Source organism: Streptacidiphilus sp. MAP5-3 (genome assembly GCF_041262505.1).
In the GTDB taxonomy this organism is placed as follows: domain Bacteria; phylum Actinomycetota; class Actinomycetes; order Streptomycetales; family Streptomycetaceae; genus Streptacidiphilus.
Genome location: NZ_JBGCCL010000001.1, coordinates 676,905 through 701,209 on the forward strand (window position 1 = coordinate 676,905; position 24,305 = coordinate 701,209).

The 24,305-nt window shown below is 71.6% G+C and carries 21 protein-coding genes and 1 pseudogene; 9 read left to right on the forward strand and 13 right to left on the reverse strand.

Annotation, left to right across the window (positions count from 1 at the left end; translation table 11 throughout):
* Positions 1 to 22 precede the first annotated feature (22 nt).
* The 7 genes and pseudogenes from ABH928_RS03005 to ABH928_RS03035 all read right to left on the reverse strand — a co-directional run bounded on the left by ABH928_RS03005 (position 23) and on the right by ABH928_RS03035 (position 6,352).
* Positions 23 to 1,054 (reverse strand): hypothetical protein, encoded by a 1,032-nt coding sequence (locus tag ABH928_RS03005; protein WP_370061583.1) that lies wholly within the window; start codon positions 1,052 to 1,054, stop codon positions 23 to 25.
* Between the two features lie 78 nt (positions 1,055 to 1,132).
* Positions 1,133 to 1,756 carry a GNAT family N-acetyltransferase gene (locus tag ABH928_RS03010; RefSeq protein WP_370061893.1) on the reverse strand — a complete coding sequence of 208 codons (624 nt, stop codon included), beginning with the start codon at positions 1,754 to 1,756 and terminating at the stop codon, positions 1,133 to 1,135.
* Complete coding sequence (locus tag ABH928_RS03015; RefSeq protein WP_370061585.1) at positions 1,753 to 2,367, reverse strand: molybdenum cofactor biosynthesis protein B; 615 nt, start codon at positions 2,365 to 2,367, stop codon at positions 1,753 to 1,755. Before ABH928_RS03015 ends, ABH928_RS03010 begins: the two co-directional genes overlap by 4 nt.
* 86 nt (positions 2,368 to 2,453) lie before the next feature.
* Positions 2,454 to 2,876 (reverse strand): annotated as a pseudogene (gene moaC / locus ABH928_RS03020) (cyclic pyranopterin monophosphate synthase MoaC); the annotation flags it as partial.
* Positions 2,877 to 3,056: 180 nt separating this feature from the next.
* On the reverse strand, positions 3,057 to 4,484 hold the full coding sequence (glp, locus tag ABH928_RS03025; RefSeq protein WP_370061587.1) for a gephyrin-like molybdotransferase Glp: 1,428 nt from the start codon (positions 4,482 to 4,484) through the stop codon (positions 3,057 to 3,059).
* A gap of 213 nt (positions 4,485 to 4,697) precedes the next feature.
* Positions 4,698 to 5,657, reverse strand: coding sequence for a UTP--glucose-1-phosphate uridylyltransferase (locus tag ABH928_RS03030; protein ID WP_370061589.1), 960 nt, complete (start codon positions 5,655 to 5,657; stop codon positions 4,698 to 4,700).
* A complete protein-coding gene (locus ABH928_RS03035) occupies positions 5,654 to 6,352 on the reverse strand; it encodes a GGDEF domain-containing protein (protein WP_370061591.1) in 699 nt (232 codons plus the stop codon). The genes ABH928_RS03030 and ABH928_RS03035 overlap by 4 nt, the downstream gene beginning before the upstream one ends.
* Positions 6,353 to 6,419: 67 nt before the next feature.
* On the opposite strand from ABH928_RS03035, the gene ABH928_RS03040 reads away from it, so the two are divergent.
* Positions 6,420 to 7,022 carry a 5-formyltetrahydrofolate cyclo-ligase gene (locus tag ABH928_RS03040; RefSeq protein ID WP_370061593.1) on the forward strand — a complete coding sequence of 201 codons (603 nt, stop codon included), beginning with the start codon at positions 6,420 to 6,422 and terminating at the stop codon, positions 7,020 to 7,022.
* Between the two features lie 7 nt (positions 7,023 to 7,029).
* Here the strand turns inward: ABH928_RS03040 and ABH928_RS03045 are convergent, their stop codons facing one another.
* Positions 7,030 to 9,900: a penicillin acylase family protein gene (locus tag ABH928_RS03045; RefSeq protein WP_370061595.1), complete on the reverse strand. Its 2,871-nt coding sequence runs from the start codon at positions 9,898 to 9,900 to the stop codon at positions 7,030 to 7,032.
* A gap of 352 nt (positions 9,901 to 10,252) precedes the next feature.
* On the opposite strand from ABH928_RS03045, the gene ABH928_RS03050 reads away from it, so the two are divergent.
* From ABH928_RS03050 to ABH928_RS03060, 3 genes are all read left to right on the forward strand, one after another.
* A complete protein-coding gene (locus tag ABH928_RS03050) occupies positions 10,253 to 11,752 on the forward strand; it encodes a potassium/proton antiporter (protein ID WP_370061597.1) in 1,500 nt (499 codons plus the stop codon).
* Positions 11,753 to 11,894: 142 nt separating this feature from the next.
* Positions 11,895 to 12,230 (forward strand): FmdB family zinc ribbon protein, encoded by a 336-nt coding sequence (locus tag ABH928_RS03055; protein WP_370061599.1) that lies wholly within the window; start codon positions 11,895 to 11,897, stop codon positions 12,228 to 12,230.
* Between the two features lie 183 nt (positions 12,231 to 12,413).
* Complete coding sequence (locus ABH928_RS03060) at positions 12,414 to 12,698, forward strand: hypothetical protein (protein WP_370061601.1); 285 nt, start codon at positions 12,414 to 12,416, stop codon at positions 12,696 to 12,698.
* Between the two features lie 17 nt (positions 12,699 to 12,715).
* Here the strand turns inward: ABH928_RS03060 and ABH928_RS03065 are convergent, their stop codons facing one another.
* Together ABH928_RS03065 and ABH928_RS03070 are read right to left on the reverse strand one after the other, a co-directional pair.
* Entirely contained in the window at positions 12,716 to 12,898 is a 183-nt protein-coding gene (locus ABH928_RS03065) for a hypothetical protein (RefSeq protein ID WP_370061603.1), read from the reverse strand.
* Positions 12,899 to 13,011: 113 nt separating this feature from the next.
* A complete protein-coding gene (locus tag ABH928_RS03070; protein ID WP_370061605.1) occupies positions 13,012 to 13,983 on the reverse strand; it encodes a sigma-70 family RNA polymerase sigma factor in 972 nt (323 codons plus the stop codon).
* A 320-nt stretch (positions 13,984 to 14,303) separates the two neighbouring features.
* On the opposite strand from ABH928_RS03070, the gene ABH928_RS03075 reads away from it, so the two are divergent.
* A complete protein-coding gene (locus tag ABH928_RS03075; RefSeq protein WP_370061607.1) occupies positions 14,304 to 15,011 on the forward strand; it encodes a phosphatase PAP2 family protein in 708 nt (235 codons plus the stop codon).
* A 40-nt stretch (positions 15,012 to 15,051) separates the two neighbouring features.
* Here the strand turns inward: ABH928_RS03075 and ABH928_RS03080 are convergent, their stop codons facing one another.
* From ABH928_RS03080 to ABH928_RS03090, 3 genes are all read right to left on the reverse strand, one after another.
* Entirely contained in the window at positions 15,052 to 17,343 is a 2,292-nt protein-coding gene (locus ABH928_RS03080) for an ArnT family glycosyltransferase (protein ID WP_370061609.1), read from the reverse strand.
* Positions 17,340 to 18,626 (reverse strand): glycosyltransferase, encoded by a 1,287-nt coding sequence (locus ABH928_RS03085; protein WP_370061611.1) that lies wholly within the window; start codon positions 18,624 to 18,626, stop codon positions 17,340 to 17,342. Before ABH928_RS03085 ends, ABH928_RS03080 begins: the two co-directional genes overlap by 4 nt.
* A 138-nt stretch (positions 18,627 to 18,764) precedes the next feature.
* A complete protein-coding gene (locus ABH928_RS03090; protein ID WP_370061613.1) occupies positions 18,765 to 20,420 on the reverse strand; it encodes a FadD3 family acyl-CoA ligase in 1,656 nt (551 codons plus the stop codon).
* Between the two features lie 150 nt (positions 20,421 to 20,570).
* Here ABH928_RS03090 and ABH928_RS03095 point away from each other — a divergent pair, with 150 nt between their 5' ends.
* From ABH928_RS03095 to galE, 4 genes are all read left to right on the forward strand, one after another.
* Positions 20,571 to 21,713: a lipid-transfer protein gene (locus ABH928_RS03095; RefSeq protein ID WP_370061615.1), complete on the forward strand. Its 1,143-nt coding sequence runs from the start codon at positions 20,571 to 20,573 to the stop codon at positions 21,711 to 21,713.
* A gap of 31 nt (positions 21,714 to 21,744) precedes the next feature.
* Positions 21,745 to 22,206 (forward strand): Zn-ribbon domain-containing OB-fold protein, encoded by a 462-nt coding sequence (locus ABH928_RS03100; RefSeq protein WP_370061617.1) that lies wholly within the window; start codon positions 21,745 to 21,747, stop codon positions 22,204 to 22,206.
* Positions 22,207 to 22,510: 304 nt separating this feature from the next.
* Positions 22,511 to 23,233: a polyprenol monophosphomannose synthase gene (locus tag ABH928_RS03105; protein ID WP_370061895.1), complete on the forward strand. Its 723-nt coding sequence runs from the start codon at positions 22,511 to 22,513 to the stop codon at positions 23,231 to 23,233.
* Positions 23,234 to 23,269: 36 nt separating this feature from the next.
* Positions 23,270 to 24,247, forward strand: coding sequence for a UDP-glucose 4-epimerase GalE (gene galE / locus ABH928_RS03110; RefSeq protein ID WP_370061619.1), 978 nt, complete (start codon positions 23,270 to 23,272; stop codon positions 24,245 to 24,247).
* Positions 24,248 to 24,305 lie beyond the last annotated feature (58 nt).

Consider the following 24,305-nt stretch of genomic DNA (forward strand, 5'->3'; position numbering starts at 1 on the left):
CGGAGGGGTACTCGTGACCGGGCTACTCGTTGGCGGCGCGCGGGGCGTCGTCGGCGTACTGGTCGAAGAGCGGGGTGGCCGGGGGCTGGACCGGGCGGCGGCGCGGGGCCGGGGGCTGGGCCGAGGGGCGGGGTGCGCGGGCGGAGGAGTAGGTGTCCGGCGCGGAGAGGTCGAGGCCCAGGGTGGCGCGCGGGGCGACCGGGGCCGTGACGTAGGTGGGCAGCGGGACCGGGACCGGGTTCCAGGCGTCGTCGCCCGGACGTCCCGTCGACGGCGAGGCGTGCTCGGGCCGGTCGTCGTCCGCCCACGGCTCGGGTGTCGCCGCCTGACCTGCTCCCGCAGCGGCGCCGGCCGAGGCAGCAAGCGAACCCGTGCCGGACGTGGTCACCTCGCCCGGAGCGGCCGCAGCCCGCGCGGACGGCGGCGGATGCGCCATCGTCTCCGCCTCCTGCCCGCGGGCGTGCTGCACGCGGGCCTCCTGCACGCGGCGGGAGGCCGCCTCGGCAGCGAGACGGTGGTCGAGCTTCACCTCGTAGCGGCGATGCTCCTGCCGACGCATCTGTGCGATGTAGAGGGAGAAGAGCACCGCCGGGACCGCCGGGATCCAGAGCAGCGCGACGCCGCCGACCGCCGCCAGGACCATGCCGATCGTGAACGCCGCGAAGAGCACCATCACCATGCGCCGACGCCGCGCCAGCAGCGCCGCACGCCGACGCGACGCGGTGCCGCCCGCCGGGGCGGCGGCGGTGGCAGCGGCGACGGGCGCGGGAGGCGTGGGAAGCATGGCCGCAGGGCGCGCGGTGGCCTCCGCGCCGCGCGGCGCGGGCGGCTGGGCCAGGAGGTCGGCGGGCGGGGTGAGCGCCTGGGTCTCCTCCAGCTGGCGGGAGATCTTCCGCTCCATCGCTGCGCGACCCGACAGCAGCCTGATGGCCGTGCTGAACCGTTCCGTCGGACGCGCCTCGTTGAGCTCGTCCTGCCGGCGGAGCCACATGGGGACCAGATACGCGGCCCAGGCCCCAACAATGACCGCGTAAATGAGGCCGCTACTGCTCACGCTTCACACCGTACGGGCGTGAGGGACGGCCCGGCGGCTATTTCGACCGGTGTGTCGCTGAATCTTCTTCATATCGACCTATTTATGTGGATGGTGACTCTCAATCCGGTGCCAACGTGCCAGCATTCCCTCGGGCACCTCGTCGACGGTGAGGGCGTAGACCAGGTGGTCCCGCCAGCCGCCGTCGATGTGCAGGTAGCGCGGGCGCAGGCCCTCCTCGCGGAAGCCCAGCTTCTCGACCACACGGCGGCTCGGGATGTTCTCCGGCCGGATGCACACCTCGATGCGGTGCAGCCCCATGGCCTCGAAGCAATGGTCCACGGAAAGCGCGACCACCGTGGGGATGATGCCGCGACCGGCATATGCCTCGTCGATCCAGTAGCCGATATTAGCCGAGCACATCGACCCCCAGGTGATTCCACCGACGGTCAACTGCCCTACCAGGCGGCCCTGGTAGGTGACCACGAACGGCAGCATCCGCCCGGCCTGGGCCTCCCCGCGCAGGAAGCGCACCATCTGACGGTACGTCGGGCGCAGCGCGGGTGGCTGTCCGGCGCGGGTCGGCGGAACGGTGGCCTCCCAGCGGCGCAGCCAGTCGCGGTTGCGTCGACTGACCTCCTGCCAGGAGCGCTGGTCGCGCATGCGGATGGGACGCAGCCCGATCGGCCCGTCCTGCAGTTCCACCGGCCAGAAGGCGTTCAGTGCGGGCCTCCTCTGCCGTGCTCCTGCCTGTCGTGCTCGCGCTCGCCGCGATCCTGCTTGCCGTTCCCCTGCCTGTCGTGCTCCTGCGCCGAGGGGACGGCGGTCGGCGCGCCGCCGTGCGGGGCGTGGTCACCGCCGGCGATCTGGTCGACAGCGTGGACCAGCAGCGGGCCCAGCACGGCCAGGCCGTCCTTGACGCCGCCGGGCGAGCCGGGAAGGTTGACGATCAGCGTGCTTCCGGCCAGGCCGGAGAGCCCGCGCGAGAGCGCCGCCGTCGGCACGCCGTTCTCCCGCCCGTAGGCGCGGATCGCCTCGGCGATGCCGGGCACTGGACGGGTGATGACCTGCGCGGTCATCTCCGGAGTCAGGTCCAGCGGCGTCAGACCCGTGCCGCCCGTGGTCACCACGACGTCGTAGCCGTCGGCGGCCGCCTTGCGGAGGGCGATCAGGACCGGGTCGCCGTCGGGGACGACCACCGGGCCGACCACGCGGCAGCCGAGCCCGGCCAGCCCGGACGCGATCAGCGGACCGCCGCGGTCCTCGTAGACGCCCGCAAACGCGCGGTTGGAGACGGTCAGCACAAAGGCCTTGATCGGGCGCTGCTCTGTCATGACGTCACCTCCTGCTCCCCCGAAGCGCTCTCGCCCGCGCCCGCGTCGGTGCCCCCGTCTGCGATCCGGCCGTCGACCAGCTCCTCGCGGCGCCAGTCGCCGCTCTTGCCGCCGGTCTTCTGCTCGACCTGGACCGCCTCGATCCGGGCGCCCTTGTCGACGGCCTTGACCATGTCGATCACGGTCAGTCCGGCGACGGCGACGGCGGTCAACGCCTCCATCTCGACGCCGGTGCGGTCGGCGGTGCGCACGGTGGCCGTGATCTCGACGGCGTCGTCGGCGACCTCCAGCTCCACCGTGACGCCGGAGACCGCGATCGGATGGCAGAGCGGGATCAGGTCGGGCGTGCGCTTGGCGCCCATGATCCCGGCGATCCGGGCGACCGAGAGCGCGTCACCCTTGGGCACACCCTCACCGCGGAGCAGCTCCACGACCCTGGACGAGACCGCGACGCGACCGGTGGCCCGCGCGGTGCGCGCCGTGGTGGCCTTCTCGGACACGTCGACCATCCTGGCCGCACCCGATGCGTCGACATGGGTCAGGCCGGACCCTGACGGGACGGGATTGCTGGTGGTCACTGTGTGCTCCTGCGATCGCGACGGGCGGGTGCGGCGTCAGAGTATCGCTGAGACCACGGAACGCCGCATCGTCGGATCAGTGGAGGTGCCCCAGCGGGAGGGCGGGGCCCGTCAGTCCAGCAGCACGGTCTCGACCTCCGCGCCGGACGCGACGGACGTCGCGTCCTCGGGGACCACGATCAGCGCGTTGGCGTGCGCGAGCGCGCCGAGCAGGTGGGAGCCCGCGCCACCGACGGGCGTCACCGTGCCCGCGACCGGGTCGTACGAGCCGCGCGCGAACTGGCGTCGACCCGTGGGCGAGCCGAGGCCCTCGGTGAGCCGTGCGGTGACCACCGGCCGGTGGATGTCCGGCGCGCCCAGCATCGCCCGGATCGCCGGGCGGACGAAGAGCTCGAAGGAGAGGTAGGCGCTGACCGGGTTGCCTGGCAGGGCCAGGATCGGCACCGGGCCGCCGGAGCCCTCCAGCACGCCGAAACCCTGCGGCTTTCCGGGCTGCATCCGCAGCTTGCGGAAGGAGACCTGCTCCCCCAGCGCCTCCTTGACCACGTCGTACGCCCCGACGCTGACGCCGCCGCTGGTGACGATGAGGTCCGCGCGGATCAGCTGGTCGTCGATGACCTCGCGCAGCTTCTCGGCGTCGTCGGGGACGCCGCCCACCCGGTAGGCGATCGCTCCGGCGTCCCGGGCGGCGGCGGTCAGCGCGAAGCTGTTGGAGTCGCTGATCTGGCCGGGGCCGACGCGCGAGCCCGGCTGGACCAGCTCGCTACCCGTGGAGAGGACCACGACGCGCGGACGCGGGCGCACCCGGACCGTGTCCCGGCCGATTGCCGCGAGCAGGCCGATCTGCGTCGGACCGAGGCGGGTGCCGGCCGGGAGCAGCGACTGGCCCTCGGCGATGTCGTCACCGCGTCGTCGGACGAACGCGCCGGACTCGACCGGCTGGAAGATCCGCACTTCGCCGCCGGTGGCGACCGGCTCGCCGCCCTGGGGGGCCATGGTGGTGGCGGCCTTGTCGGAGCCGGTGCCCGCGTCGGTCCACTCGACCGGCACGACGGCCTCGGCGCCGGGCGGAATCGGCGCGCCCGTCATGATCCGCGCGCACTGGCCCGGACCGATCACCGGCAGCGCGGCGGCGCCCGCCGCGACATCGCCGACGACAGCCAGCACGGAGGGGTAGTCCTTGGTCGCCCCCTCAAGGTCGGCGACGCGCACGGCGTAGCCGTCCATCGAGCTGTTGTCGAAGGGCGGCAGCGCGACGCCGGAGACCAGCTCGTCGACGGTCAGGCAGCCCTGGGCCTCCAGCAGCTGCAGCTCCAGCGGCGGCAGCGGCGCGACCCGGGCGACGGCCGCCAGGATGTCGGCGAGGTGCTCGTCGACCGTCCACAGCCGCCCGCCGCCGGACTTCTCCGCGCCCGGCGCCGCCTCGGCCGCGCACGGGTCCTCCGCGAGCCCGGCACCACCGTCCTGACCGAGGCCGTGGTCGTGCGCACGGCCGTGCGCATGCCCCTGGTCGTGGCCGTGGTGCTGGTGGTCGGTCATGGTGCGCTCCCCCGTGGCGGTGCGGTTCGGTGCTGCGGTTCGGTGCTGCGGGCCCGGCGCGCAGCCGGGCCATGTGACGCAGTCGACACTACTCGTCGCCACCGACAACCCCCGGACCGTCCGACCGCCGGACGCGCGTCGGAGGCACGTCGGACACGCGTCGGCCCGGGCGCCGTGCTCACGGCACAGACCCGGGCCAGGACACGCTCGGACTCAGAGCTCGACGCCGCCGCTCTTGCCGTCCAGCTCGCCGCTGCCGACGAACTCCTTGAGCCAGGCGCGGAACTCCGGACCGAGGTCCTCGCGCTCGCAGGCGAGCCGGACGATGGCGCGCAGGTAGTCGCCCTTGTCACCGGTGTCGTAGCGGCGACCACGGAAGATCACGCCGTGCACCGGACCGCCGCGGCCCGGCGTGCGCTGGGACAGGACCCGGAGCGCGTCGGTGAGCTGGATCTCACCGTTCTTGCCGGGCGGCGTGTCGCGCAGCACGTCGAAGACGGACGGGTCGAGCACGTAGCGGCCGATGACGGCGTAGTTGCTCGGGGCCTCGCCGGGGGCGGGCTTCTCGACCAGGTCGGTGATCCGGACGATGTCCTCGTCGCCGCCGAGTGAGCCGTGCCACTCCGCCGGACGGATCGAGGCGCAGCCGTAGAGGTGGGCCAGCGCCGGGTCGACCTCGATCAGCGCCACGACGCTGCCGCCGAGCTCGCGCTGGACGTCGATCATCTTGGACAGCAGCGGGTCGCGCGGGTCGATCAGGTCGTCGCCGAGCAGCACCGCGAAGGGCTGGTCCGCGACGTGCGGCTCCGCGCAGAGCACCGCGTGGCCCAGGCCCTTGGGGTCGCCCTGGCGCACGTAGTGCATGGTGGCCAGCTCGCTGGACTCGCGGACGCGGTCCAGCTTGGCCTGGTCGCCCTTGCGCGCGAGCTGCTCCTCCAGCTCGTAGGCCCGGTCGAAGTGGTCCTCCAGCGGACGCTTGTTCCGCCCGGTGATCATCAGCACATCGGTCAGCCCGGCCGACGCCGCCTCCTCCACGACGTACTGGATCGCGGGCTTGTCGACCACCGGCAGCATCTCCTTCGGAGTCGCCTTGGTGGCCGGCAGGAAGCGGGTGCCGAGACCTGCCGCGGGGATGACCGCCTTGGTGATCTGGCGCGTACGAGCTTTCGTCATACGGACGACTTTAGCTGCCGGACTGTGTCCGTCAGATATCTCTCCCCTGTCAAAGACTTGTCAGCGGCCCTGAGCAACAGCGCTGCATGCGAACCGTCCCTGGGCAGCAGGCCGATGCCGACCCGGGCCGACAGACCGTTCCCGGGGAGACTTCCACACTCGTTTTGGTGGACCGGGACCGAGGGCAGCGCCAGCGGATGCCGCCGCACCGTCCAGGACAGCCGGTCGGCCACGGTCATGGCCCCCTGCTCGTCCGTCTCCGGGAGCAGCACCAGGAACTCCTCGCCGCCGTAGCGGCCGAAGACGTCCTCCTCGCGCACCTCCATCGCCAGCCGCTGGGCCAGGTCGCGCAGCACCGCGCCGGCCCGCTGGTAGCCGTGCTCGCGGCGGATGTCGCCGAAGCCCTCGATCTCCAGCAGCAGGACCGCGAGGACGCGCTCGCCGGAACGGCGTTTGCAGCGGGCGATCTCCCGGTCCAGCGCCAGCTGGAGGTAGCGGTAGTTCCAGACCCCGGTCAACGGGTCCATGCAGGAGGTGCGCTCCAGCTCGGCGCGGCCGGTGCGGAGCGCGGCGAGCTCCTCGCTCCGGACGGCGAGCACCGCCTGGGCACGCGCCCGACCGCGCCCGAACAGCCAGGCCGCGAGCAGCGCGGGAAGGCAGACAACGGCGAGGATGTCCGCGAGGACGGGCAGCATGGTCGTCCCTCCGCCGAAAGCACCGACGAGCCGAAAGCACCGACGAGACGGAAGGCCGTCCCATCTGATGGATAACGACAAGAAGCCCCTGAGGTCACGCCTGCTCGCCGCACGCGCCGCAATGTCACCCGTCGAGCGGGACGCGGCTGCGGACACCCTGGCGGCAAGGGCACTGGCGTTCGCAACGGAGACGCGGGCCGCGACGGTCGCCTGCTACGTCTCGATGGGCTCCGAGCCCGGTACCCGTCCGCTGCTCGACGCGCTGCGCGCGCGGGGCGTGCGGGTGCTGCTGCCGGTGCTGCTGCCGGACAACGACCTGGACTGGGCGGTCTACCAGGGCGCGGAGGGTCTGGCCCCGGCCCGGCTCGGGCTGCTGGAGCCGACCGGCCCGCGGCTCGGCGTGGGCGCCGTCGCCGCCGCCGACCTGGTGCTGCTGCCGGGCCTGGCCGTCGACCCGGCGACGGGACTGCGGCTCGGGCGCGGCGGCGGCAGCTACGACCGGGTGCTGGCCCGGCTCGCCTCGGCCGGCTCGGCGGCCCGGTTGGTCACCCTGCTCTTCGACGCCGAGCTGCTGCCCGGTCTGCCGACGGAAGCACACGACCGCCCGGTGGACGCCGTGGTGACGCCCGCCCGGACGGTCGTGTTCGACGTCGGCGGCCGAACCGCCTGACTCCCTCTCAGGGTTCGAGCGTGAGTGTGGCCTTGCCCGCCGCCTGGACCTGCTGCTTGCTGTAGGCCCAGGTCAGCATCTGGCCGTTGGCCCACAGCTGCATCTGGTCGTCGTAGTTCGCGCTGAACGCGTGCCCGGACGCGCCGCCGATGTTGATCCACTGGGAGGCGTCGAAGTCGGACAGGTCGACGATCATGCGCATCGACGGGGCCTCGTCCACGGTGAAGCCGTTGGCCGCGTCCCAGCTGGACGCGTCGACCGCCGCGCTGCCGCCGCTCAGCTCGTAGGGGCCGCGGTTGAGCAGCCAGTGGACCGCGCCCGAGGCGATGTTCGAGTCGTCCGAGCCGAGGGTGCGCTCCTGCAGCTCCAGGGTGTGGATCCGACCCCAGCTCCAGGTGCTGATGTCCTTGCCCATCAGGGAGGTCAGCTGCTTGCGGGCGTCGACCATCGCCTGGGCCAGCAGGCTGTCCCGGCCGGAGTACTGCTTGCCGGTGGCGTCGGTCCAGTTCCACCACTCGCTGTTCGGCTGGTCCAGCACCGCGCCAACCACGGTGGTCCACTGGTCGTTGCCGTCCGGCTGGGCGGTCGCGTCGTCGCGCAGTCCGCAGGTGCGGACGCGCTGCGGGGTGCCGTTGACGTCGTCCGCGGGCAGCCCCTGCTGGCTGGCGGGCACCACCATGATGCAGTCGGTGGTGGAACGCACGGACGCCGGGAACTTCTCGTCGAAGGCCAGGTGCAGCAGGTTCGACCAGACCGCGTTGTAGTAGGCCGCCGCAGCCGAGCCCGCGTCCTGCTGGAAGTTCCAACCGCGCAGCAGGTCCTGGGCCTGGGTGTAGTACGAGCCGGTCAGCTTCACGTTGAGCAGGTACGGGACCAGGGACTTGGCGAAGACGCTGGTGTCGTCCTGCTGGATCGAGGCCATGTCGTCCGGCGAGATCTTGCCGCCGCCGTTGAGCTTGCCCTGGATCAGCGTGTCGATCTGCTTGGCGCGGGTGCCGTAGTCCCAGTCGTTGGTGATCAGGTACGGGTAGTTCGGGTCCACCGCGGCCTGGTTGGCCGTCACGATGTAGCCCTCGGGCGGGTTCTCCACCCACGGCAGCGCGTCGAACGGCACGTACTGGCCGGTCCACTTGTAGCGCGAGTCCCAGCCGGGCTGCGGGTAGGTGCCGTCGTCACCGGCGATCTTCGGCCGGATCGGGACCTGACCCGGCATCTGGTAGCCGATGTCGCCCTTGGTGTCCGCGTAGATCAGGTTCTGCGCGGGCACCGAGAAGTCCTTGGCCGCGCCGCGGAACTCGCCGAAGTTCTGCGCCTTGTCGAGCTCGAAGACCGCGTCCATGGTCTTGTTCGGCGTCAGCGCGGTCCACTTGAGCGCGATCGCGTAGCCGCCGCCGCGCGGGGGCGCGGCACCGTCGACGGGCGCGCTGACACCGACGCTCTGCTCCTGCGTGCTGTGGTCGGAGATGATCGGCATGCCGTCCTGCGTGGAGCGGATGGTGATCGTCTGCGGCGAGCTGCCGGCCACCGGGATGCTCACCTGACGGGTCACCAGCGGGAGGTTCTTGCCGTCGTAGAGGTAGGTGCCGTCGCTGTTGACCTGCTCCAGGTAGAGGTCCTGGACATCGGTGCCGACGTTGGTGAAGCCCCAGGAGACGCTCTGGTTGTGGCCGATGATCACGCCGGGCATGCCGGGGAAGGTGAAGCCGGTGACGTCGAACGGGCACTGCGCGCTGACGGTCGTGCAGTGCAGGCCCATCTGGTACCAGATGGACGGCATCTGCGGCGACAGGTGCGGGTCGTTGGCCAGCAGCGGCTTGCCGGTCGTGGTGTGCGCGCCGTCGACCACCCAGGAGTTGGACCCGATCCCGGCCGCGCCCGGGCGACCGAGCATGGTCGGCAGCACGGAGAGGTTGTTCGCCAGCGCCTGCGCGGCCGTCTGCGCGCCCTGCGCCGCGGAACTGCCACCGGCCGTCTGGTACGAGGCGTTGGTCGCGCCGCCGGACTTGCTCGACGAGCCCGACGTGTTCGGAGACCCCGACGAACTGGAAGAACTGGAGGAGCTCGACGAGCCGGAGCCGTCGGAGACCACCGGCGCCGTCCGGGCGCCCTCGGCCGGAACGTAGGTGCCGTCCTTGGAGACCTCACCGGTCTTCAGGATCGTGCCGTTGGTGGTGTAGGGGTACGACGGGTAGAGCTGCGAGATCTCCTGCGTGTTGAAGGTCCCCGACAGCAGCGAACGGTCGATCTCCTGCTGCATGTTGCCGCTCAGGTCCCAGGCCATCGCCGTCAACCAGGAGACCGAGTCCACCGGCGTCCACGGCGCGGGCTTGTAGCCGCTGTGGGCGACGCCGAGCAGCGCGTACTCCAGCGACGCCCCCGCCCCGCCCGGGTGCTGCTTGAGCCACGCGTTGACGCCGTCGGTGTAGGCGGTCAGGTAGTCCTTGGTGGTCTGCGAGAGCTGGCTCTGCAACTCCTGCTGCGCGACGCCCTGCCAGTCCATGGTCCGGATGAAGGCGTCGGTCTGCAGCTGTCCCGAGCCGAACATGGACGAGAGCGTCCCGCTGGTGATGTGACGGTCCACGTCCATCTGCCAGAACCGGTCCTGCGCCTGCACGTAGCCCTGGGCCATGAACAGGTCCTCGGGGCTGGACGCGTAGATCTGCGGGATGCCCGAGGAGTCACGAATCACCTGGACCGGGCCGGTGACGCCCTGGAGGTGGATCGTGCCGGTGGTCTGCGGCAGCGACGCGCGCACCTGGCGCACGCCGTACCAGCCGCCGAAGGCGACGCCGCCGACGAGCAGCAGCACGACCAGCACCACCATGAAACGAAGGCGACGCGACTTCTTGGGGCGCTTGGGACGGGAGGAGCGGGGCATCAGGGTCCTTGTGAGGGGCAGTGACTTTACCGCGGCGTACCGCGCAGAGCGGCGGTGCTGACGCTAACACCCGAAGCGGAACCCATGACGCGCGGCGGTCGCGCCGCGGGCGGAGCGGGTCTCCGACGGCTGCCGGGCCGCTGCCTGCCCAGGGCCTGCTCGAACAGCGCCGGAGCGGTACCCGACCGCCGCCGGACATCGTGTCCGCGCTGGTGACCACCCTTTGGACCGCGCGGAGAATGCGCCGTCAGATCGGTAAAATCTTGCTCCAGACAAGTGGAAGCAACGATTCTGCTGTGAACCCCCGCTTCCCCCCAGGAAGCGGCAGGCCCAGCGCGCGAGGTGCCCCTGCGTGTCCGTCCACCGGCTCGATCTGCTCCTCCTGCTGTTCTCCCTGGTGTTGCTGGTGGCCGTGGCCGCGGTCCGGCTCTCCTCCCGCAGCGGGCTCCCCAGCCTGCTCCTCTACCTCGGCATCGGCGTCCTGCTCGGCCATGACGGCATCGGCAGCATCACCTTCGACAACGCCGAGCTCACCCAGGTCCTGGGCTACGCCGCACTGGTGGTGATCCTCGCCGAGGGCGGCCTCGGCACCCGGTGGTCCGACATCAAACCCTCGGTCCCGGCCGCCGCCGTGCTCGCCACGATCGGCACCGCGATCAGCGTCGGTGTCGTCGCGGTAGGCGCGCACCTGCTCACCGGGGCGGACTGGCGCGTCTCACTCCTGCTCGGCGCGGTCGTCTCGTCGACCGACGCGGCGGCGGTCTTCTCGGTGCTGCGCCGCGTCCCGCTCCCGTCCCGGCTGAGCGGACTGCTGGAGGCCGAGTCCGGGTTCAACGACGCCCCCGTGGTGATCCTGGTCGTCGCGTTCGCCACCGCCGGGCCGATCGACTCCTGGTACGTGCTCACCGGCACCGTGATCGCGGAGCTCGCCATCGGGGTCGTGGTCGGCCTGGTGGTGGGCCGGCTGGGCGCGCTGACGCTGCGCCATGTCGCGCTGCCCTCCTCGGGCCTCTACCCGATCGCGGTCGTCGCCCTGACGATCCTCGCCTACGCGGGCGGCGCGCTGCTGGACGGTTCCGGCTTCCTCGCCACCTACATCTGCGCTCTGCTGCTCGGCAACGCCAGGCTCCCCCACGGCCCGGCCACCCGCGGCTTCGCCGAGGGCCTGGCCTGGATCGCGCAGATCAGCATGTTCGTGATGCTGGGGCTGCTGGTGAACCCGCACACCATGGCCGACGCGATCGTCCCCGCGTTGGTGGTCGGTCTGGTGCTGGTGCTGGCCGCCCGCCCGGCCTCGGTCCTGCTGACCCTGACGCCGTTCCGGATCACCTGGCGTGAGCAGGTGCTGCTGAGCTGGGCCGGGCTGCGCGGCGCGGTGCCGATCGTGCTGGCCACCATCCCGGTGGTGCACAAGGTGCCCGGGGCGGACCAGCTGTTCAACACGGTCTTCCTGCTGGTGGTGGTCTTCACCCTGCTCCAGGGCCCGACCCTGCCGTGGCTGGCACGCGGCCTGCGGATCTCCGACTCCGCCCACGCCGACGACCTGGAGGTCGAATCGGCCCCGCTGGAGCGACTCCACGGCCATCTCCTCTCCGTCTCGGTCGGGCCCGAGTCACGTCTCGCGGGCGTCGAGATCAGCGAGCTGCGGTTGCCGAAGGGAGCGGCGGTGACCCTGATCGTGCGCGGCGGCGAGAGCTTCGTCCCCGGCCCGACCACGCTGCTGCGGCACGGCGACGACCTACTGGTGGTGGCCACCGACCAGGTCCGCGACCGGGCCGAGCGGCGGATCCGCGCGGTCGACCAGGGCGGCAAACTGGCCGGCTGGCTCAGCGGCACCCGCACCGAGTACTGAGGCCGCGAGCCGCCCCGGAGGGCGGCCGGGGCGAGGTGGAGTACCCAGGCTCACATCCCCGATCAGTGGACTTCTCCACCCGGAATGCCGCATCATTGAGGATCGTTAGCACTCATAGCCTTAGAGTGCCAGGAGGAAACAAGTGCCGACGTACCAGTACCAGTGCACCCAGTGCGGCAACGGTCTCGAGGCCGTGCAGAAGTTCAGCGACGCCGCGCTGACCGAGTGCCCCGAGTGCGGCGGCAAGCTGCGCAAGATCTTCTCGGCGGTGGGCGTGGTCTTCAAGGGATCCGGCTTCTACCGGACCGACAGCCGCTCGTCGTCCAGCAGCAGCATCACCTCCGCGGGCTCGGCGTCGGGCTCCTCGGGTTCGTCGAGCTCCTCGGGTTCGTCGTCCTCCTCGTCGAGCTCCTCCACGAGCTCCTCGGGCTCGTCCTCCAGCGCTTCCTCGTCCGGCTCCTCCGGCTCGGCGGCCTGAGCTCGGCAGAGCTGCAGCTGCATGACAGGGGCCTCGCCCCTACGTCATGCAGCTCACCCTTTTGAGGAGAAGTTCTCCACAGCCCGGAGTTGTCCACAGGCTGTGCAGCCCCTCCTGGTTCTGGTCCCCGCCTCGCGGCAGCGTTGTCCCCGTAGCGAAGAACCTGCTCCGGAGGAGGCCAGCATGTCCCTTTCGATCCCGCCCACCTACTGCATCGCCGCCTTCCCGCCCATCCGCGCGGGACGCGGGCGGCATCGGCTGCCCGGGCCGGTGCGGCGACGGCCGGGTCCTGTCGCCGCCGGGCTGCTCGTCGCGGCGACGACGCTCGCCGTCGGATCGTTGCGACAGCCTCCCGGATCGGGTGAATCAGCAGCGGCCGCCGGAACGCGCGCCCATGCTCAGACGGGTGCGTTCCCGCAGGTCGCAGCCGAGCCGCCGCCCGCCATGCCACCGGCGCAGCACAGCTGAGCCGGCCGCACGCCGGACTACTTGTCCCCGTGGTGCGGCGGGGTCTCGCGCAGGTACCAGTCCAGGTCCCGACGCTGAGCGCCCTCGCTGCGCTCCTCGCCCCAGCCCGAGTCGGTGTCGTCCTTGCCGCGCCCGCTGACCGGGTCGTCGAAGACGATCCTCCGCCTGGCCTTGCTCTGCTCGTCATCCCTGCCGCTCATCCCTCCAGGGTAGGCGGCACGGGATGCCAAGAGCCCCCGCTCCACCTGGGGTGAAACGGGGGCTCTTGGCGGGGGCTCGGCGTCGCCCGACCGCTGACGCGGTCTTACACGTGTCACGCGGCCTCGAAGCCCGCGTGGTCGGCGATCTTGCGGAGCTCGGCGAGCGCGTGCTTCTCGATCTGGCGGATGCGCTCACGGGTCAGGCCGTGCTGCTTGCCCACCTCGGTGAGCGTCCGCTCGCGGCCGTCCTCGATGCCGTAGCGGGAGCGGATGATCGAGGCGGTGCGGTCGTCCAGCCGGTCGATCAGGCGCTCGAGCTCCTCACGACGCATCATCACCATGACGGCGTCCTCGGGGGACTCCGCGCCGGTGTCCTCGACCAGGTCGCCGAACTGGGTCTCACCGTCGTCGTCGACGGTCATGTTGAGGCTGACCGGGTCGCGTGCCCAGTCCAGGACGTCCTTGATCCGGTCCTCGGTGGTGTCCAGCTCGGCCGCGACCTCGGCGAGCTCGGCGTCGCGCCCGAGCTCCTTGGACTTCTCGCGCTGGACGCGACGGATCCGGCCCAGCTCCTCGACCAGGTGGACGGGGAGGCGAATGGTGCGCGACTGGTCGGCGATCGACCGGGTGATCGCCTGACGGATCCACCAGGTCGCGTAGGTGGAGAACTTGAAGCCCTTGCCGAAGTCGAACTTCTCGACGGCACGGACGAGCCCGGCGTTGCCCTCCTGGATCAGGTCCAGCAGCGGCAACCCGCTGCGCGGGTAACGACGGGCGACGGCGACGACCAGGCGCAGGTTGGACCGGATGAAGATGTCCTTCGCCCGCTGCCCGTCCGCGGATATCGCACGCAGCTCGTCCTCGGTGGCGTCACCGACCGTCTGCCCCGCTTCGAGGAGGTGCTCGGCGAAGACGCCGGCCTCGATCCGGGTGGACAGCTGAACCTCCTGCTCCGCGTCCAGCAGCGGGGTCCGGGCGATCTCGTCCAGGTACATACCGACGAGGTCGCGGTCGGCCTCACCTGCGGTGGGCCGCACGGAGCGGGTCCGATCGGCCTTGCCGCGGACGACGGCACGGGTGGCCATACGTACTCCCTCGGGGACGTGACGGGCCTGGCTGGCCCGTACCTGGGAACTGCTTACGTAACGGCTCAACGACGAGTTCCGAAGAATCATTCCCGAAGTGGTGTTTTTCTTCGCCGGTCGCAGTATGCTGGCGGGTTATTCCCGATCATCGACGCAGCGTCGTCGCCCGGTTACGGTGGGGCGGACGTCCGGTTCTATCACTCTCTGGGACGATTGTCCGCCTGGCCCTGGTTCCCCGCGCGACGAAATGTGGTCACCGACTCGGTGACGGATCGGGCCCTTGAGAGATGCCGACGAGAGCCGAGCAGAGGGAGCCTGACGTGCGGGAATGGCGCCTGTGGGCGGGCGCGGCAGCGTTCCTGCTGCTCTTCGGCACCATGCTGGCCCTCGTCGAGGCGCCCTGGCAGCCGCTGCTCCGGTTCGACCTCGCCGTCGACCAGCACCTGCACAACGCCGCCCTGCGCCAGGCCGCCTGGACCGGCTCGATGCGGACGATCAGCGCCGTCCTGGAGCCGACGGTGCTGCGGGTGCTGCTGGCCGTGGTGGTGGTCTGGCTCTGGTGGCGCGGCGCGCGGATCGCCGCCGTCTGGGCGACGGCCTGTGGAGTGGTTCAGGCGGCCCTGGAGGTGGGCGTCAAGGAGGCCGTGGCGCGCCCCCGCCCGGCGCTGCCGCATCCCGTGGCGGTCGCCACCGACTGGGCGTTCCCGTCCGGGCACGCGATGACGGCGGCGACGATCCTGCCGCTGCTGCTCGCGATCGCCTGGCCCAGGCTTCGACGATCTTCCGCGCGGGTGCTCGCCGCGACTGTGGCGGGCGGGTCGGTGCTGCTGGTCAGCTGGACCCGCATCGGCCTCGGCGTGCACTGGCCCAGCGACGTGCTGGCCGGCTGGTTCCTGGCCGGGTTCACGCTCTGCGCGGTGACGGCGGCCGTCGACAGCCGACGACCCGGACTGCGCGACGCCGAGCTCCGTCGCCTGCGCCCGCGCGCCTCACAGCGGGTCCAGCGGAGCACCGCGGACCCGCTGTGAGGCGGAGGGATCGAGCGACCGGCACAGCCAGGACCTGTTACTAGCCCTTGGTGCACTCGTAGAGCGTCTGGCCCGACGTGGCCGTGGTCGCCGTGGTCTTGCTGCTCGTGCTGCTGCCCGCGCCGTAGGCGGAGGCGGGCACGACCGTGCAGGTCGACTTCACGTAGGCCGTGGCCGCGCTGTTGGCCTGGCCGCCGCCCGGTCCGCCCATGCCGCCGCCGAAACCGCCGCTCGCACTGTCGAGCAGGACGTAGCGCAGCTTGCCGGAGGCGATGTACGACTTCAGCTTGGTGAGGGGCATCGCCGGGTCGGAGCCGGTGAAGCCGCCCATGCCGATCACGGGCCTGCCCCCGGACTGCAGGATCATGTCCGCCGCGGTCTGCGCGCTGGAGACGGCGACCAGCCACGTCGCGCCGCCCTGGTTCCGCTCCAGGTAAGAAAGGAGCGCCGAGCTCACAACTCCGCCGGGACCGCCCGCTCCGCCGCCGAAACCAGCCGCGCCGCCAAGGCCCGCATGCGTCCCGCTTCGAGCGGAACCCTCACCGAACGAGCCGCCAGAGCTGCCAGAGCCGCCGATGCCACCGAAGCCGCCGCCCCCGGACATGCCCGGCTGTTCGCCCCCGGCCAGGCCGCCGGGGAACCCGCCCTGCCCGGTACCACTGGGCGCGCCACCGCTACCGCCCGGCAGCTCGCCCCGGAAACCTGCGCGGCCCTCCGCGCCGCCGACGCCGCGACCACCGCCCGGCATCCCGCCGAAGCTGCCCGCCGTGGTCGGACCGGCCGTCGGGTTGACGCCCTGGATCGCGCCCGCCGTGGCGGTGTCCGCCGCATACGCGGCGGGACCGGCCAGCAGGGCGAGCGCCGCCGTCAGCGCGCCCACGGCGAGCAGGCGTCCGCGCACCGCGACCAGTGCCGCGCTCGCGCCGAAGCGGGCGACCAGCAGCGCCACCACAGCGGCCGCTGCCAACACCGCGACCGTCGGCCAGAGCCACGGCGCGAACGACGTCGTCCGCCGCAGCAGGACCGCCGCCCAGACCGCCGACACCACGACCGCGGCCGGCAGCACCGCCGCCCAGACCGGCTTCCGCGACGGGGAACGCAGCGCGCGGAACAGCATGGTCCCGCCCGCGCCGGTCAGCGCCGCGATCGCCGGGGCCAGCATCGTCGTGTAGTACGGGTGGAAGGTCCCCGAGGCGAAGCTGAAGACGACGTAGTGCGTCAGCAGCCAGCCGCCCCACAGCAGCAGCGACACCCGCTGCATGTCGGTCCGGCGGCGTCGGCCACGCAGCACCAGTGCGCCGACCAGCGCGATCACCGCGAAGGGGATCAGCCAGGAGATCTGCCCGCCGAGGATGTCGTTGAACAGTCGCCCCGCGCCCGAGGTCCCGCCGAAGTTGGCGCCACCCGCGACCGCTCCCCCGCCGCTGCCGCCACCAGCACCGGACGTCGAACCGCCCGCAGCGGACGCGCCGCTCGCGCCCAGCACCCGCTCCAGCCCGTTGTAGCCGATGACCAGGTTCCACACCGTGCCGTCCGAACTGGAGCCGATGAACGGGTGGTTCTTGGTCGAGTCGACGATCACCATCCACCAGCCGCTCGACACCACCAGCGCGACGCCCGCGACCAGCAGGTTGCGCACCCGCCGCCACACGCCGCCCGGGGCGGCCCAGACATAGGCGAGGAAGAACGCCGGCAGCACGATGTAGGCCTGCAGCATCTTGGTGTTGAAGGCGAACCCGACCAGCACGGCGCTGATCAGCAGATGCCGCAGCGTGCCGCGCCGGATCGCCTCCAGGCAGAACCAGGCCGCCGAGACGGTGAGCAGCACCAGCACCGGATCAGGGTTGTTGTCCCGGTTGATCGCCACGGTGATCGGCGTGATCGCCAGCACCACGGCAGCGACCGTCGCCGCCGTGGGCCCGAAGCTGCGCCGTACCGCGCTGTACAGCACGGCCACGGAGGCGATGCCGCAGGCGGCGATCGGCAGCAGCATCTGCCAGCTGCCGAAGCCGAAGACCCGGCAGGAGACCTCCATCAGCCAGAGCGCGAACGGCGGCTTGTCGACGGTGATGTAGTTGCCCGCGTCCAACGAGCCGTAGAACATCGCGGACCAGCTCTTGGTGCCACTCAGCACGGCTGCCGCGTAGTAGGAGTTGGCGTTCCCATTGGTCCCCAGGCCGTAGCAGTAGACCAGCGCCGCGAGCAGCAGGCTGCCCCAGTAGGCGGGCCGGACCCAGCGGGCCGAGCGGGAACGACGGGAACGGCGGGAACGGCGGGATGCGGACGGCCGCGCGGCGGCACCGGCCGACGGGGCTTGGACGTAGGCGCTCAACGGTGCAACTCCTGCTCGATCGTGTTCAGTTCGGCGGCACGGGCCTGCCGGGCGGCTCGACGCGGGTGGAACACCCAGGCGCGCAGCAGCACGAAGCGCACCACCGTGGCCAGCGCGTTCGCCGCCACCAGCCAGGCCAGCTCCACCAGGTGCGACGCGTGCGGCGCGACCGCCCCGGCCAGCGCGAGCGCGAGCGTGCTCAGCACCAGCCCGATCAGGAAGGCGATCCCGCCCTCGACCTGGTGCCGCAGCCCGTCACGGGAGCCGGTCACCCCGAAGGTGAAGCGCCGGTTGGCCGCGGTGTTGGCGATGGCGGTCACGAACAGCGCGACGGCGTTGGCCAGTTCGGCCGGGGCTGCCTGCCGCAGCGCCAGGTAGAGCACCAGGTACGCGAGGGTGCTGAGCACCCCGATCACCGCGAAGCTGGAGAGCTGCCACCGCATCCCGGTCGGCAGCTGGGCCCGGCTGACGCGCGGCGGGACGGGCAGCCGGGTGGCCCCGGAGAGGGCCTTCCTGCCCACCCGCCACATGCCCTTGAGGTCGTCCTTGACGGTCCGCACGATGTCGACGCGACTGTCCGGGTCGTCGATCCAGTCCACCGGCACCTCGTGGATCCGCAGGCCACTGCGCTCCGCGAGCAGCAGCAGTTCGGTGTCGAAGAACCAGGTCTCGTCCTCGACCTCGGCCAGCAGTGCCTGCACGACCTCGGTGCGGGCGGCCTTGAAGCCGCACTGCGCGTCGGAGAACTTGGCCGCGAGGGTGGCCCGGAGGAGCAGGTTGTAGGTCCGCGAGATGATCTCCCGCTTCGGCCCCCGGACGACGGCGGAACCGCGGTGCAGCCGCGACCCGATGGCCAGGTCGCTGTGCCCGGACAGCAGCGGCGCGACCAGCGGGAGGAAGGCCTCCAGCCCGGTGGAGAGGTCGACGTCCATGTAGCTGACGACGTCGGCGTCGCTGCTCCCCCAGACGTGACGCAGGGCACGGCCGCGCCCCTTCTGGTCCAGATGGACGACGCGTACCTCCGCGAGCGAGGCGGCGAGGTCCTCGGCGACCTGCCGGGTGCGGTCGGTGCTGGCGTTGTCCGCGATGGTGAGGCGGAAGCGGTAGGGGAAGGTCTCGCGCAGATAGCCGTGCAGCGTACGGATGCTGTGCGCGAGGACGTGCTCTTCGTTGTAGACGGGGACGACCACCTCGACCAGCTTGGTGGTGGTGCCGTCCCTTTCCGTTCCTGGAGGGGCGGGGTGAGCCGCGGACAGCGCCGCCGGCGCGGGCGAATGGTTCATGCCCAGAACTGTTCGCTGACGCCCTGTGCTGAAGCTGTGCTGCGCGTAGGCAGGAGGTAGGCGTCAGAGCGCGCGGGGACGTTGCACGATCAGGGGCGCGGGGCACTGCGCCCCGGTCCAGGGCGACCGGACCGCCGCCTAACTCCTGCTCCTGAGCTCACCCTTGAGCACCTTGCCGGAGGCGTTCCTCGGCAGTTCGGTCACGAAGACCACCTCGCGCGGCACCTTGTAGTTCGCCATCTCCCGCCGGCACCAGGCGATCAGCTCCGTCGCCGCCTCGGCGTCGGCCGAGCTCCTCGGGACCACGAACGCCCGGCCCACCTCCCCCAGGCGCGCGTCCGGCACGCCCACCACCGCCGCGTCCGCGACCAACGGGTGCCGGGTGAGAACCCGTTCGATCTCCGCCGGGTACGCGTTGAAGCCCCCCACGGTGTACATGTCCTTCAGACGATCCGTGATCCGCAGGTTGCCGTCGGCGTCCAGGACGCCGATGTCGCCCGTGCGGAGCCAACCGTCCTGGGTGAAGGCGTCGGCCGTGCCGGTCGGGTCCTCGAAGTACTCGCGCATCACCGTGTACCCGCGGACCTGGACCTCGCCCGGCATGCCGGGCGGCTGGTCCTTGCCGTCGGCGGCATCGCTGCCGTCGCTGCCTTCTCTGCCTTCGGCTCCGCCACCGCCATCGCCATCGCCACTACCGCCGACGCGGACGCGGACCTCGACGCCGGGGATGGCGCGGCCCGACGTCGCCGCCACCGTGTCCGGCGCGTCGTCGCGGCGGCACATGGTGACCATGCCGCTGGACTCGGTCAGCCCGTACGCCGTGAGCACCGTCGTCAGGCCCAGCTCGTCGCGGATCCGGGTGACCAGTTCCAGCGGGACGACCGCCGCGCCGGTGACGGCGAGGCGGAGCGAGGACAGGTCGTGGCGACCGCGCGCGGGGTGGTCCAGCAGGGACTGGTAGACCGTGGGCGCGCCCGGGAGGACGGTGACGCGTTCGGTGGAGATCTTGGCCAGCACCGCCTCGATGTCGAAGACGGGCTGCGGCAGGATCGTCGCGCCGCTCATCAGGCAGGCGAGGATGCCCGCCTTCCAGCCGAAGGTGTGGGTGAACGGGTTGACCACCAGGTAGCGGTCGCCCTCGACCAGCCCGGCCAGCTCCGCCCAGGTGCCGAAGGCGCGCAGGGTCTGGGCGTGCGTGGTGACCGCGCCCTTGGGGAGGCCGGTCGTGCCGGAGGTGAACATGATGTCCGCCGGGTCGTCCGGACGGACGGCCGCGATGCGCTCACGGACTGCGCGTTCGAGTATGTCCGCGCCCCCGGCCAGGAAGTCGTGCCAGCCGAGCAGCCCCTCCGGAACCGCCTGGGGCCCGCTCTCGCCGAGCATCACGGTTGTCCGCAGGCCGGGCAGCGGGCCTGCGGCCTTCAGCGCCGCGACGTAGCTGACGCCGAGGAAGTTGGAGGTGACGAAGAGCATCCTGGCCCGGGTCCGGCGCAGCAGTTCGGCCGCCTCGCCGCCCTTGAGCCGGGTGCCCAGCGGCACCAGGACCGCGCCCGCGCTGACCGCGCCGAGCGCCGCGACGACGTAGTCGGGGGTGTTGGGCGCCCAGATGCCGACGCGGTCGCCGGGGCGTACCCCGGCCGCCATCACGCCTGCGGCTGCCCGCCGTACCCGCTGGGCGAGTTGGCAGTAGTCGATCCGGGTGCGCGGGCCGACGACCGCCTCGCGGTCGCCGTAGCGGTCACCCGCCCGCTGGACCAGCTCGGCGATCGTGCCCCACTCCAGATCCGCCCGCATCGGTCTGCCCTCCGTCCGACTGCTGCAATATGACTGCACGTCAGATTAGGCTGGCCGCGGCCTTCCCGGAAGAGTTCACGCCCTCTAGTCTGACGGAGCGTCAGATAATCAAGAACACACCGCCGGGGCGCGGGGAGAGCGGGGGCTGCCATGCTCAAGGACCGCACGGCGATCGTCGGCATCGGCCAGACGCGCTTCGCCAAGCATCTGGAGGAGTCCGAGAAGGCCCTCGCCTGCCGCGCCGTTCTGGCCGCGCTGGAGGACGCCGGGATCGAGCCCCACGAGGTGGACGCGCTCGCCTCCTACACCATGGAGGAGACCGACGAGGTCGAGCTGGCCAAGGCCATCGGCGCGGGCGACGTCACCTTCTTCTCCCGGATCGGCTTCGGTGGCGGCGGCTCCTGCGCCACCGTCGCGCACCTGGCCATGGCCGTCGCCACCGGGCAGGCCAGCGTCGGCGTCGCCTGGCGCAGCCGCAAGCGCGGCAGCGGCAAGCGGCCGTGGACCAACACTGCCCAGCAGCTGCCGACCCCGGCCCAGTGGACCCGGCCCTTCGGCCTGCTGCGCCCGGCCGACGAGATCGGCATGCTGGCCCGCCGCTACATGCACGAGTACGGCGCGACCCGGGACCACCTCTTCAACGTGGCGTTGGCCTGCCGCAACCGGGCCAACCAGAACCCCGACGCGATCATGTACGACCGGCCGATGACCCGCGAGATGTACATGGACGCCCGCTGGATCAGCGAACCGCTCTGCCTCTACGACAACTGCCTGGAGACCGACGGTGCGCTCGCCTGCGTCGTGGTCAGCGCCGAGCGGGCGCGTGACTGCCGGTCGAAGCCGGTCTACCTCCACTCGGTCGCCCAGGGCCTGCCCTCGCAGCACCACGGCATGGTCAACTACTGGAACGACGACCCGCTGACCGGCCCCGCCTGGGCCGCTGCCCGGCAGCTGTGGAAGACCGCCGACTTCGGCCCCGAGGACGTCGACGTGGCGCAGATCTACGACGCCTTCACGCCGCTGATCCCGCTCTCCCTGGAGGGCTACGGCTTCTGCGGACGCGGCGAGGGCGCGGCGTGGACGGAGGGCGGCGCACTGGAGCTGGGTGGGAGGCTGCCGATCAACACCGGCGGCGGCGGGCTCTCCGAGGGCTACGTCCACGGCTTCAACCTGATCAACGAGGGCGTGAAGCAACTGCGCGGCAGCTCCACCGCACAGGTCCCCGACGCCGCGACCTGCCTGGTCACCGGAGGCGAGGGCGTGCCCACCTCGGCCCTGCTGCTGCGCGCCTGAGCCCTGGAAGCTCTTCGACGAGAGGACCCGCATGGACACCCTGACCGCCGACGGTCTGCTGCTGCCCTGGCCCGACGACGACGGCGAGCCGTTCTGGGAGTACGCCCGGCGCGGCGAACTGCGGATCCAGGCCTGCGCGGACTGCGGCCGACTCCGGTTCCCGCCGCGTCCGTGCTGCCCGCACTGCGGCAGCTTCGAGGACGAGTGGCGGCTGATGTCCGGGCGGGGGCGGATCTGGTCCTTCGTCGTCGCCCACCCGCCGCTGCTGCCCGCCTACGCGGAGCGTGCTCCCTACCCGGTCGTGGTAGTGGAGTTGGACGAGGATCCGACTGTCCGCCTGGTCGGCACGGTCACCTCGTCCGTGCGGCGCCCGAACGCGCCGTGGAACGCGGTTCCACCGGAGCGACTGCGGATCGGGGCGCCGGTCCAGGTGGTCTTCTGGGCGATGACGCCGGAGGTGACCGTCCCGCGCTGGGCGCTCTGCGCCGGCTGAGGCGTCGAGCGCGTCGAGCGCGTCGAGAGCCGGAAGCCCGCGCGGTCAAAGTCGGTCCCGTCGCGAACTCCTGCAAACGGGTGAAACACGGTAAAGAGCGCCGACCTCAGGAACAATGCGTTTCTTCCCGGTGAACTAGCTCTGCTCCTGACCGTACTCTCGTATGGATGGGTTACAGTCCAAGGTCGTCCGTGCCGCGTTCCGCAGCGTTCGCACAGGCCCGTAAAGAGGACCAGGAGCCATCGTGACCAGCAAGCCCGTCGAGCTGCCCGACGACTGGGCGGAGACGCCCGTGACCGTCGTCATGCCGACCTACAACGAGATCGGCAGCCTCGAGGCCACTGTCGAGCAGGTGATGGCACTCAAGCTGCCCGGCCTGCACCTCAAGATCGTCGATGACAGCAGCCCCGACGGCACTGGTGAGCTCGCAGAAAAGCTCGCCCAGCGCCACCTGTCGGACGGCAAGCCGCGCATCAGCGTGCTGCACCGCAAGGGTAAGGACGGTCTGGGCAAGGCGTACGCCGCCGGTATGTCCCTCGCCGTCGAAGAGGGTGCCCGCTTCGTCGTCCAGATGGACGCCGACGGCAGCCACCCGGCCGAGGCCATCCCACAGATGCTCGGCACCGCACTGGCCACCGGCGCCGGTCTGGTCGTCGGCAGCCGCTACGTCCCGGGCGGCGAGCTCGCGGACGAATGGGGCTGGCACCGCCGCCTGCTGTCGCGCTGGGCCAACACCTACGCCGGCACCATCCTCTCCACCCGCGTCCGGGACATCACCGCAGGCTTCAACCTGTGGAGCGCGGAGACCATCCGCGCGGTCGACCTGGCCACGCTGGAGAGCGCCGGCTACAGCTTCCAGGTGGAGCTCAAGTTCCGCGCCGTCCACGCCGGGTTCAGCGCGATGGAGGTGCCGATCCGCTTCGAGGAGCGCCGCGCGGGCGAGTCCAAGATGAGCTTCGCGGTCCAGCTCGAGTCGGCCCTCGTGCCGTGGCGTCTGCGACTGCGGGCCCGCAAGCACAAGCGCTGACACAGGCGGCGGGTGACCGCCGCGTAGAGTGACGGCATGACTTGGCTCGTCACCGGCGGTGCCGGCTACATCGGTGCCCACGTCGTCCGTGCGATGGTCGAGGCAGGCCACCCGGTGGTCGTCCTCGACGACCTCAGCACGGGCGACGTGGCACGCCTGCCCGCAGGCGTGCCACTCGTGGCCGGCTCGACGCTCGACCGCCCGCTGCTCGACACCGTGCTGCGTGAGCACGCGGTGGTCGGCGTGCTGCACATCGCGGCGAAGAAGCAGGTGGGCGAGTCGGTCGAGCAGCCGCTGCGGTACTACCGGGAGAACGTCGAGGGCCTCCGCGTCGTGCTGGAGGCCGCGGTGGACGCGGGCGTCAGCCGCTTCCTGTTCTCCTCCTCGGCGGCGGTCTACGGGATGCCGGACGTCGACCTGGTCACCGAGGACACCCCCTGCGCTCCGATAAACCCCTACGGCGAGACCAAGCTGGCCGGTGAGTGGCTGGTCCGCGCGACCGGCCGGGCGGCGGGCATGAGCACGGTATCGCTGCGCTACTTCAACGTCGCGGGCGCGGCGGCGCCGGAGTTGGCCGATCCGGGCGCGTTCAACCTGATCCCGATGGTCTTCGAGCGCCTCGACGCGGGCGAGCCCCCGCGCGTCTTCGGCGACGACTACCCGACCCCCGACGGCACCTGCATCCGCGACTACATCCACGTCGAGGACATCGCCTCCGCGCACGTCGCCGCGGTGCGGCGGCTCACGGAGCGGCCGGACGGCACCGATCTCGTCCTCAACATCGGCCGTGGGGAGGGGGTTTCGGTCCACGAGATGCTCGCCGTGATCGGCGAGGTCACCGGCCGCGACACCACCCCGGTCATCACCCCCCGCCGCGCGGGCGACCCGGCCCGGGTCGTCGCCTCCTCGGAGCGGATCGCCCAGGAGCTGGGCTGGAAGGCGAGGTTCGGCGTCGCCGAGATGGTCTCCTCCGCGTGGTCCGGCTGGCGCCGGCAACACGATCCCAAGAGCTGAGGCTGCTCAATCCAAGGGCGCGAGGAACTGCGCGGCCAAGGGAAGCGGCGAATGGCTG

Excerpts from the sequence above, each read along its gene's own strand:
- ABH928_RS03015 (WP_370061585.1), bottom strand. The coding sequence starts at position 2,367 with ATGACAGAGCAGCGCCCGATCAAGGCCTTTGTGCTGACCGTCTCCAAC.
- glp (WP_370061587.1), bottom strand. The coding sequence starts at position 4,484 with ATGACCGACCACCAGCACCACGGCCACGACCAGGGGCATGCGCACGGC.
- ABH928_RS03030 (WP_370061589.1), bottom strand. The coding sequence starts at position 5,657 with ATGACGAAAGCTCGTACGCGCCAGATCACCAAGGCGGTCATCCCCGCG.
- ABH928_RS03035 (WP_370061591.1), bottom strand. The coding sequence starts at position 6,352 with ATGCTGCCCGTCCTCGCGGACATCCTCGCCGTTGTCTGCCTTCCCGCG.
- ABH928_RS03040 (WP_370061593.1), top strand. The coding sequence starts at position 6,420 with ATGGATAACGACAAGAAGCCCCTGAGGTCACGCCTGCTCGCCGCACGC.
- ABH928_RS03045 (WP_370061595.1), bottom strand. The coding sequence starts at position 9,900 with ATGCCCCGCTCCTCCCGTCCCAAGCGCCCCAAGAAGTCGCGTCGCCTT.
- ABH928_RS03060 (WP_370061601.1), top strand. The coding sequence starts at position 12,414 with ATGTCCCTTTCGATCCCGCCCACCTACTGCATCGCCGCCTTCCCGCCC.
- ABH928_RS03065 (WP_370061603.1), bottom strand. The coding sequence starts at position 12,898 with ATGAGCGGCAGGGATGACGAGCAGAGCAAGGCCAGGCGGAGGATCGTC.
- ABH928_RS03070 (WP_370061605.1), bottom strand. The coding sequence starts at position 13,983 with ATGGCCACCCGTGCCGTCGTCCGCGGCAAGGCCGATCGGACCCGCTCC.
- ABH928_RS03085 (WP_370061611.1), bottom strand. The coding sequence starts at position 18,626 with ATGAACCATTCGCCCGCGCCGGCGGCGCTGTCCGCGGCTCACCCCGCC.
- ABH928_RS03090 (WP_370061613.1), bottom strand. The coding sequence starts at position 20,420 with ATGCGGGCGGATCTGGAGTGGGGCACGATCGCCGAGCTGGTCCAGCGG.
- ABH928_RS03095 (WP_370061615.1), top strand. The coding sequence starts at position 20,571 with ATGCTCAAGGACCGCACGGCGATCGTCGGCATCGGCCAGACGCGCTTC.
- ABH928_RS03100 (WP_370061617.1), top strand. The coding sequence starts at position 21,745 with ATGGACACCCTGACCGCCGACGGTCTGCTGCTGCCCTGGCCCGACGAC.
- ABH928_RS03105 (WP_370061895.1), top strand. The coding sequence starts at position 22,511 with ATGCCGACCTACAACGAGATCGGCAGCCTCGAGGCCACTGTCGAGCAG.
- galE (WP_370061619.1), top strand. The coding sequence starts at position 23,270 with ATGACTTGGCTCGTCACCGGCGGTGCCGGCTACATCGGTGCCCACGTC.